General features: G+C 56.2%; 10 protein-coding genes. 2 read left to right on the top strand and 8 right to left on the bottom strand.

Annotated elements, in window-relative coordinates:
• From ACESMB_RS13655 to ACESMB_RS13625, 7 genes are all read right to left on the bottom strand, one after another.
• Window positions 1-248 (bottom strand): DUF2878 family protein (locus ACESMB_RS13655; RefSeq protein ID WP_372971827.1); only part of this gene is annotated, 248 nt, incomplete at its 3' end.
• On the bottom strand, window positions 245-1,516 hold the full coding sequence (locus ACESMB_RS13650; protein ID WP_372927244.1) for a class I SAM-dependent methyltransferase: 1,272 nt from the start codon (window positions 1,514-1,516) through the stop codon (window positions 245-247). The genes ACESMB_RS13655 and ACESMB_RS13650, both read right to left, overlap by 4 nt.
• Entirely contained in the window at window positions 1,504-2,427 is a 924-nt protein-coding gene (locus ACESMB_RS13645; protein WP_372971826.1) for a DUF1365 domain-containing protein, read from the bottom strand. The genes ACESMB_RS13650 and ACESMB_RS13645 overlap by 13 nt, the downstream gene beginning before the upstream one ends.
• 2 nt (window positions 2,428-2,429) lie before the next feature.
• Entirely contained in the window at window positions 2,430-3,695 is a 1,266-nt protein-coding gene (locus ACESMB_RS13640) for an NAD(P)/FAD-dependent oxidoreductase (protein WP_372971825.1), read from the bottom strand.
• A complete protein-coding gene (locus ACESMB_RS13635; protein ID WP_372971824.1) occupies window positions 3,692-4,492 on the bottom strand; it encodes an SDR family NAD(P)-dependent oxidoreductase in 801 nt (266 codons plus the stop codon). The genes ACESMB_RS13640 and ACESMB_RS13635 overlap by 4 nt, the downstream gene beginning before the upstream one ends.
• Window positions 4,489-4,956 carry a nuclear transport factor 2 family protein gene (locus ACESMB_RS13630; RefSeq protein WP_372971823.1) on the bottom strand — a complete coding sequence of 156 codons (468 nt, stop codon included), beginning with the start codon at window positions 4,954-4,956 and terminating at the stop codon, window positions 4,489-4,491. The genes ACESMB_RS13635 and ACESMB_RS13630 overlap by 4 nt, the downstream gene beginning before the upstream one ends.
• Window positions 4,953-5,909, bottom strand: a complete 957-nt coding sequence (locus ACESMB_RS13625) for an acyl-CoA desaturase (RefSeq protein WP_372971822.1) — start codon at window positions 5,907-5,909, stop codon at window positions 4,953-4,955. Before ACESMB_RS13625 ends, ACESMB_RS13630 begins: the two co-directional genes overlap by 4 nt.
• A 92-nt stretch (window positions 5,910-6,001) precedes the next feature.
• Here ACESMB_RS13625 and ACESMB_RS13620 point away from each other — a divergent pair, with 92 nt between their 5' ends.
• Window positions 6,002-6,994 carry an NAD(P)/FAD-dependent oxidoreductase gene (locus ACESMB_RS13620; protein ID WP_372971821.1) on the top strand — a complete coding sequence of 331 codons (993 nt, stop codon included), beginning with the start codon at window positions 6,002-6,004 and terminating at the stop codon, window positions 6,992-6,994.
• Between the two features lie 19 nt (window positions 6,995-7,013).
• Here the strand turns inward: ACESMB_RS13620 and ACESMB_RS13615 are convergent, their stop codons facing one another.
• Window positions 7,014-8,480: an HD domain-containing protein gene (locus tag ACESMB_RS13615; protein ID WP_372971820.1), complete on the bottom strand. Its 1,467-nt coding sequence runs from the start codon at window positions 8,478-8,480 to the stop codon at window positions 7,014-7,016.
• 114 nt (window positions 8,481-8,594) lie between these two features.
• On the opposite strand from ACESMB_RS13615, the gene ACESMB_RS13610 reads away from it, so the two are divergent.
• Window positions 8,595-9,183: response regulator (locus tag ACESMB_RS13610; RefSeq protein ID WP_372971819.1), on the top strand; the 589-nt coding region annotated here is incomplete at its 3' end.

Below are 9,183 nucleotides of genomic sequence, written 5' to 3'. Positions count from 1 at the left end.
CTGCCGCTTCCGTCATCCAGAATGCCGGTCTGGAACCAGATACCATCCAGCACACCGCCGATAACGGTACCTGCACCGATAAACTGAAGTTCGATAAAACGGTGCTGGCTGATAAATACAAGATGGAATCCGACCAGCAACAGGACGAATCCGACTGCCGGCAGGCCCGGGAACAGCACGCAGGCGAACCATCCGGCCTGGAAAAGTACGAAATTAATTGTGTTGCGAACCGTATCTGACTGGATCATACGCTGAGGATATTCGCGCGTTTGTTCCCGGGCTTGGCAAACACGATCTGGGACACGCCAATGGCCCGTTCGCTGAATCCTGCCTCGCAATAGGCGAAATAGAAGTGCCAAAGTCTCTGGAAGGCCTCGTCATAGCCCTGGCCGTGCAGCTTTTCGCTGTTTTCCATGAACCGCTCACACCAGTCGTGCAGGGTGCGGGCGTAATGGAACCCGATGTCTTCTGCGTGAGTCATTACCAGATCCGAGCCGGTGCGAACGGAACCCAGCATGGCCCCGAAAGAGGGAATGAAACTGCCCGGGAATATAAAGCGCTGGATGAAATCCACGTTCTTCAGTGCTCGGGCATAGCGTTGCTCCGGCATGTTGATGGCCTGCACCAGTGCCAGCCCGTCCGGCTTCAACAAACGGCTGATCTGGGAAAAATAGCTGTCCAGAAACTGGGGCCCGACCGCTTCAATCATCTCAATGGACACCAGTTTGTCGAACTGGCCTTCCAGATCCCGGTAATCCTCGAACAGAAGCGTGATCCTGTCTTCCAGGCCTTCCGTTTTCACTCGGTCTTTTGCCAGTTGCAGCTGCTCGGCGGAAATCGTGGTGGTGGTCACGTGACAGCCATAATGTTTTGCGGCGTGCACCGCAAAGCCGCCCCAGCCTGTGCCGATTTCCATCACCTGGTCGCCCGGGCCAAGGTCCAGCTTGCGACAGATGCTGTCCAGCTTGTGGACCGCTGCTTCCTCCAGCGTAGCCTCTGCTCGCGGATAGATAGCCGAGGAATACATCATGGTCGGGTCAAGGAAGGTTTCGAACAGGTCGTTGCCCAGATCGTAGTGGGCGCTGATGTTCTTGCGGGAGCCCTCCCGGGTATTCCGGTTCAGCCAGTGCAGCCCCTTGAGCGCAGGCTTGGTAATCCAGCTGAACCTGTCCTCGAATTCATTCATTCGATCCACGTTGCGGGTAAAGAAGCGCAACAGCGCAACCAGGTCCGGCGTTGACCAGTCACCTGCGACGTAAGACTCGGCCGCGCCGATACTGCCGCCGGTAAGCAGGTCCTTCCAGGTACTGCTGTCATGGATGATGATCTCCGCTGGTTCAAAGCGACTATTACCATCACCAAAACTCAGGGTCTGCTGGCCTGCCTCACGAATTGTCAGGGCACCGTCCTCCAGCAATGACAACTGCTGGCAGACCAGGTGCCGCGCAGCGCGGCTGGTCAGCGGCAGGTGCTTTCCGGCGCCTGTCGTTTCGAATGAGGTGTTCAGGTTCTCCATGAGCTTACCTTTCCGGTTGTCTTTGTTCGGTCTGCGGCCTCGGTAACATCTAGGCCTGAATCGTCACTTCCGAGCCTGTGGGCCGGGTCGTTCTCGGGAAGCTTGTCGGGGTGCGAGAAAAAGGGCACGCCCTTGAGCTTCAGTTTTAGTGCGTGCCAGTAAATGCCACCCACGACCTTCAGCGCCTCGACGGGAAACTGCCTCAGGCTTCTATGAAGTTCTTTACGATCCAGAGGGGTGCGTCGGACTACCAGCGTGGCATCAAAATGCTTACTTTCCTCCTGAAACACGTTCATGTGTATGCGCACCTCGGGCCCCCGAAAGCTGAAGGTCCATTGATAGTGCTGGTCCATGGGATTGAACGGTGACACATGGAAACGCTTGCCAAACCCGAAGCGCTCGGTACGCCAGCCGGCGCTGGTTGGTTCCGCGCCGGTGCTTTCGAGGCAGTACACGTGTCGGTCCTTCCAGGGGGTGTTGGTGATCTGGGCCAGAATAACCCGCGGAACTGCGCCGTTCTCTGGCCTGTCACCGGCGCTGTAGCAAAAATAGAAGCTGACCGGATTGAACACATAACCGAAATATCGGGGGTGGGTGATCAACTCCACCGGGCCGTCGGGCTTCCAGCCGGTCGCGCTCTGAACCTGGTTCATCACGGCCTGCAACAGGTTGTCTTTCTCCGGCTGGAAATAGTCCTGGCGCCGAAGTGAAAGCCAGTTGAATTTCTCCAGTGAGAACAAGGGGCTTATACGGGTTACCGAATGCCATTCGCGAAGATCCAGGGCCAGCATGCCGGTGCTGTAGCTGAATTCATGGCGCACGGGTGTCATTCTTCGATGCCGTATGGTGCCTTCCAGCCACTGACTGCGAAGATGGTTATCGACAAGCGTTTCCTGCACCGCTGCATTCATGACTAAAGCTCCACACCCAGCGCCCGGGTTACCCGAAGGGCACTGCAAACGCCGTCTTCATGGAAACCGTTGAACCAGTAGGCACCGCAGAAGTAACTGCGGTTGTGCCCGCCGATTTCGTCGTAGCGTTTCTGGGCCGCAACCGCTTCCAGGGTGAATACCGGATGGGCGTAGTCGAAGTGCTTGATGACCCGATCCGGATCAATATCATTATTGCGATTGAGCGTGACGCAGAAAGTTTCCGAAGCTTCGTGGAAGTTCTGCAGGATGTTCATGTTATAGGTCACAGAAACCGGCTCGGTGCTGTGTTGCGGTATGAAATAGTTCCAGGCGGCCCATGCGCGGCGATTCGAGGGCAGGACCGAACTGTCGGTATGCAGCACCACGTCGTTGCGCTGGTAGGTAATGGCACCCAGGACTTCCAGCTCAGTGGGCGTGGGGTCCTTGATCATTTCCAGAGCCTGGTCGCTATGGCACGCAAACACCACCTGGTCGAATTCCTGCTGTTCGTCGTTCACGGTTACCAGCACTCTATCCTGTTGGCGCAGTACAGAGGTGACCGGGCTATTGAGGTGAGTGTGTTCCTTGAGCCGCCCCATCATGGCATCGACATAGCGTGCCGAGCCGCCGGAGATCACCCGCCAGGTTGGCCTGTCGTCCACTGACAACATGCCGTGATTGTTGAAGAACTGCAGAAAGAAGCGGATCGGAAACTGTTCCAGCACGATCTCCGGCGCAGACCAGATCGCCGCCCCCATGGGGACGATGTAATACTTGCGGAAATAGCGGGAATAGCCGTTACGGTTAAGGTACTCGCCAAGGCTCTCGTCGTCACCGATCTTGCCCGCTGCCAGGTCTGCGCGGGATTCCTTGTTGAACCTGAGGATCTCCCGGATCATTCGAAGAAAGGGCAGGTTGAACAGGTTGGTCCGTTGTGCAAACAGTGTGTTCAGGCTGGTGCCGTTGTATTGCAGACCCGACGAGTGACAGTCAACGCTGAAACTCATGTCACTGACTTCAGATTCCACCCCCAGGCGGTCCATCAACTTGATGAAATTGGGGTAGGTCCAGTCATTAAAGACAATAAATCCGGTGTTAACGGGCCATTCACGGCCGCCCGCCGCCACCGATTCGGTATTGGTATGGCCGCCGGCGTAGCTTCCGGCCTCAAACAGCTCAACATCGTACTTTTCCGATAAAAGCCAGGCCGTGGTCAGCCCCGAAACACCAGCGCCAATGACTGCAATACGTTGACGGTTGTTACTCATCCATTGGATTCCTGTTCTTTCCTGCTTTGCCGGCTCATGCTGGCTGCCATGCGGTCAATGACGCCTTGGGGCAGGGCGCCGAGGAGTTTGAGTGTCCATGTGAAGCGCTTCGGAAACGCGATTTCCGTTTTTCCGTTGCGAAGCCCGTTCACAATTCGTGTGGCTGCGTCTTCTGCTGACACCAGGAAGGGCATCGGAAAATCATTGCGGTCAGTCAGGGGCGTTTTCACAAAGCCCGGCGACACCACAACGACATCAATACCTTCCGATGCCAGGTCCGCCCTCAGGGAGTGCGCAAAATAGGTCAGGGCAGCCTTGGAAGCACCGTAGCCTTCCGCACGACCGAACGGGAACCACCAGGCCGAAGAGCTGACAATAACCAGGGTCGCCGGTCGCCCCTGTTTTGCTGTGCGGCGGAGTGCGGGCAAGGCAATATCCAGACAACGGGCGGTGCCCACCACGTTGGTTGTAACGTTGTGGTCGATGATGCTGCTGTCGAAATCTGCGATTTCCAGGTACTCACAGGTGCCGGCATTCAGGATCGCCATATCCAGACTGCCAAAAGCTTCCAGTTCACCACTGATAGTCTGAAGTGCTGCGCGATCCGTCGTGTCCGCAGCGGCTGCTTTCATTCTCTCGGGTGCCAGAGTGCACAGCTCGTCGAGTGCTTCCTGCCTACGCCCGGTTACGATCAGGCGATGACCCTGCTGCGCCATTTCCCGGGTAACTGCTTCCCCGATACCGGAACTGGCTCCGGTGATCCAGATGTTCGATGTTGATTCAAGCGGCCGGCTCATCCTGCCTGATTCCTTATCCAGCGAATAACGCCACCCATGACGGGGAGGTTCTCATAAAGTAACTGGCCCGCGTCAAAGTAATCCCGGTGGGACACAACGCGCCCCTTATGGATAACCAGCTGACTGATCCCGTCCACCTTTACAGATTTGCCCTTGCGGATACGTTTATGCTGCAGGTTCATGACCCAGGGAATGCAGACGTCGCTGCCGTTGATCACTGGCTCTCCAAACTCAAAGCCGCAGGAAATTACGTTGGCGTAGGCGTCGGTGAAGTATTCGGTGAGCTCATCAATGCCCTGGACCGACGAAAAGGGGTCGGTAAACTTCACATTGTCGCCATAGACAGTGCCAAGTTCCGCCATATTGCCAGCGCACAGGTTATTGAAAAGCTGAGTAAACCTGCCGAGGGTTTCGTGTACCGACGTGTTCTTGTTGCTCATTTCGATAATTGAGGCGGTACTCATGTTTTTCTCCTCCTCATGGCGTCCAGTTGGCGGGTTTCTTCCTGAATGTGCTCCGGAATCGGGTTCATGTCCCAGATAATTCCGAGTCGCTCAAGTAACCACAATCCGTACCAGGTCATATCTACCTCATACCACCGGAATCCCTGGCGCACGGATTGCGGCCAGCGATGGTGATTGTTGTGCCAGCCTTCGCCCATGGTAATCAGGGCCAGCCAGACGTTGTTTCTGCTGTCGTCGTCAGTCTCGAAACGGCGCTTGCCCCACACATGGGAGAGGGAGTTGATGGATACCGTGGCGTGGAACAGCACAACCGTGGAAATAAAGAAGCCCCACACCAGCAGCTGCAGGCCATTGGTCCCCAGCCCCGGCGCCCATGCAGCCAGGGCTTCACCCAGAGCGTAGATGGCAATCGCTGCGGCGGCGGGCACCAACGAGTCAAAGCGGTTGAGAAAACGCAGTTCGGGGAACTTCATCCAGTCCTTCACCCGACGCTCGTCCATGGCAAAACCGGCATCGCAGGTAAACCAGCCCATATGTGACCACCAGAAACCGCCCTGGTGAGGGGAGTGCAGATCTTTCTCGTCATCGGAATGCTGGTGATGGTGGCGATGGTGAGCGGCCCACCATAGTGGGCCCCGCTGGGCCGCGCTGGCGCCCAGCATGCCGAACAGAAACTGTGCCACACGGCTGGTCTTGAAGGTTTTGTGGGCAAAATATCGGTGGTAAAAGCCGGTGATCGCGAACATGCGTACGGCAAAAAATGCAGCGGCAAAAGCCACGGCAAAAGTGCTGGTGCCTGTAATGATCACCAATAAACATGCAAGATGAAGTGCTATAAAAGGCACTACCCTGAGAAAATTGAAAGCTCTTGAGCTCGTGTCGAGGTGATCTGAACCCGCGGTGGAGTCGAACCATCTCAGAATGTTTGTCAGCCAGTTTTGCACTCGGGTCATACCCTGGTTGCCCTTTGTTCGTGGTTTACTGTGTTACGTTTCTTCAACTGATTTTGGATGCACTATAAACGATGTTTAACCAAACTGATCAGATGCCTGTTATACGCCGGATAGCCATTGTTGGTTCAGGCCTCGCCGGCCTCACTGCCGCACGTTTGCTGGGAGAGAGAAATATCGCCGTCACGGTATTCGAGAAAAGCCGTGGCCCCGGCGGCCGTATGGCAGCAAAACGGGTACCCGGAGGATCTGCTGATATAGGTGCCCAGTACTTTACAGCCAGAAATCCTGCGTTCACGCGTTTCCTGGCAAACCATGCAGGTGAGGCCAGCTTCGGCATCTGGCATGGCCGGTTCGGTTACCAGAAGGGCAGCGAGTGGGAATCCTTTCCGGACGAGACCCGGTATGTGGGCATACCCCGAATGACTGCCATTACAAGGGGGCTCTCTTCTCACGTGGACATTCGCGCGCAAACCCGGATAGAACAGCTGGAGCGCGATGACCAGTCATGGCTTCTGCGGGACGCCAATGGCGAATCCCATGGCCCCTTCGATACGGTCATTATAACCGCCCCACCGGCTCAGGCGCAGGATATTTTCAGGACCAGCCAACTGACTGATCTTGAGGAGAAAATGTCTGATCCGGTTCGCCACATTCAGCCTTGCTGGGCTGTGGCAGCGCATTTTTCCGAGTCTCTGGAGCAGCCTTATGAAGGCATGCGTTGCGACGACGACGTGCTTTACTGGGTTGCCAACAATTCCAGCAAGCCGGGCAGGGAAGACGAGGGGCAATGGTGGGTGTTGCATGCCAATCCTGAATGGTCCCGCGAGAATGAAGACACCAGCCCGGAACAGGTCACCGCAGACATGGTTAGTGCCTTTCAGCAAGTTACCCGCTGCAAAACACAGCCTGATGAGCTGATACCACACCGCTGGCTTTATGCGAAATCCTCCTCACGGGACACCCCCGGTTTCCGCTGGTTTGACGACCAGCGTATCGGTTTGGCCGGAGACTGGCTGAGCGGAGGCCGGGTGGAAGGCGCGTTCGAGAGCGCCCTGGGGCTAGCAGAGAAGATACTTTCGCGTTAAACGGTGCGCCGGATCGTGTTCAGTGTTCGTTGAGCACGTCTGGTCGCACATAGAAGTGGCTGATGGTGCCGTCACTGAACTTGCTGAAGAATGCACTGATATCGGTGATTTTTTTCAGTGAGCGGGTACGGTTGACCGGATCCCTGACCAGCACCTTGATACCGTTGAAATTATCCTGGATGTTGGAGAACCGGGCCCGCATGGAACAGGTTACCACCTGTTGCGGGTCCAGGTTCAGCTGCTGTGACAGCCATTTACTGTGGTCCCTGATGCCCTGCGCCGAGAGGTCTTCACGGGTATCAAGATGATTAAGCTTGATGCGATCCACAATACACCGTGAGTAACTCGACGGCTTCTTTCTTGCTACCTTGCGAAACGCCTCCCAGAAGAAACTGTCGGTCAGTTCCGCGAAATACCGCATGTTGCTGAGGCAGGTGTCCACCCAGTCGAAAATCTCGGGGTCTTCAAGCACTTCATTGATGGCCTCACGCAGCAACCAGTCAAAGCCGAGCGCGGTTTTATGGGCGTAAACCTTGCGGTACATCTGGTGACGGCTGTAAACAAAGTCCTCCAGCGCGCCCAGGCCTTTCTGGGTAATGGCAAGGCCGAGCCAGGGCTCACGCACATCCCAGCCAAAGCGCAGGTTGCTGAGCAGGTGGTCAAGGTTGAAGCCGCCGATAGTTACCGAGGAATGGAAGCCGTCACGGAGCATATAGTCGGCCCGGTCAGCATCGATTTCCCCTGATACGATGGACGACAGCAGGTCCATCACCAGGCGCGGAGTATCGGCTTCGCTGAGCACGCCGGATTCAGCATCTTCGCCGGCGATGAAATTCCAGAAAGTGCACGCGTGGCGGCAGAAGGCTTCACTGGGGCTGACATCCGTGGTTTCCATGATTCCGATAACGTCTCTGGCATCCAGCCCCGCGGAGTCCAGATCGATGGAAGACAGCACGTCGTGGGCAACCCGAACGGAATAATGCTCATGCTCAAGCTCTTCCGGCCTTTCGGAATGATACTGCGAGTAATCAACACCGTCCCATAGGTCGTCGAAACGGTCCGGGCGCGACATCAGCTCGTGAATCCTTCGGGCCTGGGTGAACTGATGGGAAAAGCTGGAGTGGCCGCTATCGTGCAGCAGGCAGCCCAGGCGAATGGTTTTGGCCAGATAATCAATGGCATCCAGTTGGCTCAGGCTAAGGTCTGTCTGGTCACTGAGCTGTCGCTCCCGCAGGTAAGCGTCAATCATCGAGCGGAACATGCGTGTTCCCACGTGCATCACGCCAATGCTGTGCAGGAAGCGGGAATGCGTGGCGCCGGGAAACACCAGGCTGAGGATGTCGTTCTGGCAAATGTTGCGCAGGCGCTGGAACAGGGGGTGGTCGATAACCTTGATTTCATGCCGGTAAAGCGGAATGCCGCCATGAACCGGGTCCATGATCAACTTGTCATAGGCGCCCAGCAGATCATTTACGGCACTTCTCATGGATTACAACCTCCCAAAAAGATCAAACATGTCTTGTTATATCACAGCGGCGTGCCAGAATAGAGTTCAGAACGCCAATTTCCCGTTTACCGATGGTAGTTTAGGGCGATAATCATGACATCGCGCACCGAGCGCATTCTTATAATCGATTCGGATGAGCATGCCCGTTCGGAACTGGGTCGGTACCTCGAGGCCAGAGGGTTTTATGTGACTGGCTATCCGGACCTGAATTCTGCCCGGGCCCTGTTCGACGACAATATTCCGGACATCATCTTCGCCGATATGTCAGCGGACGCCATCGGTGAGCTGGTCTCCAGGCTGGAAGATGCCGAAACCTTCACTCCGATTATCGCCTGCTACTCCACCGAAGATGCCCCTGAAGTCGTCAATGCGCTGCGTGCGGGCGCTGCGGATATTGTGCTCAAGCCCTGTTCAGACGATCGTGGAGCACTGGACGACGTTATCGGCAAGCTGTTCGACCGGGTACGGGTCAACCGCCTTAACCAGCTTTACCGCCAGGAGCTGGAAGAAGCCAACCGTGACCTGCGGGATGGCATTGCCGAGTTGCGCGCCGACCAGCGGGCAGGGCGCAAGGTCCAGCTGCGCATGCTGCCAGACAACGAGCAGATCCTTTCCGGCCTTTCTATTGACCACCTGATCAAACCCTCTTTGTTCCTCAGTGGCGACTTTCTCGATTACTTTC

It is taken from the genome of Marinobacter sp. (assembly GCF_041686475.1).
In the GTDB taxonomy this organism is placed as follows: Bacteria; Pseudomonadota; Gammaproteobacteria; order Pseudomonadales; family Oleiphilaceae; genus Marinobacter.
Note: the sequence above shows the minus strand (reverse complement) of the source record. Positions and strands in the feature narration are given on the sequence as shown.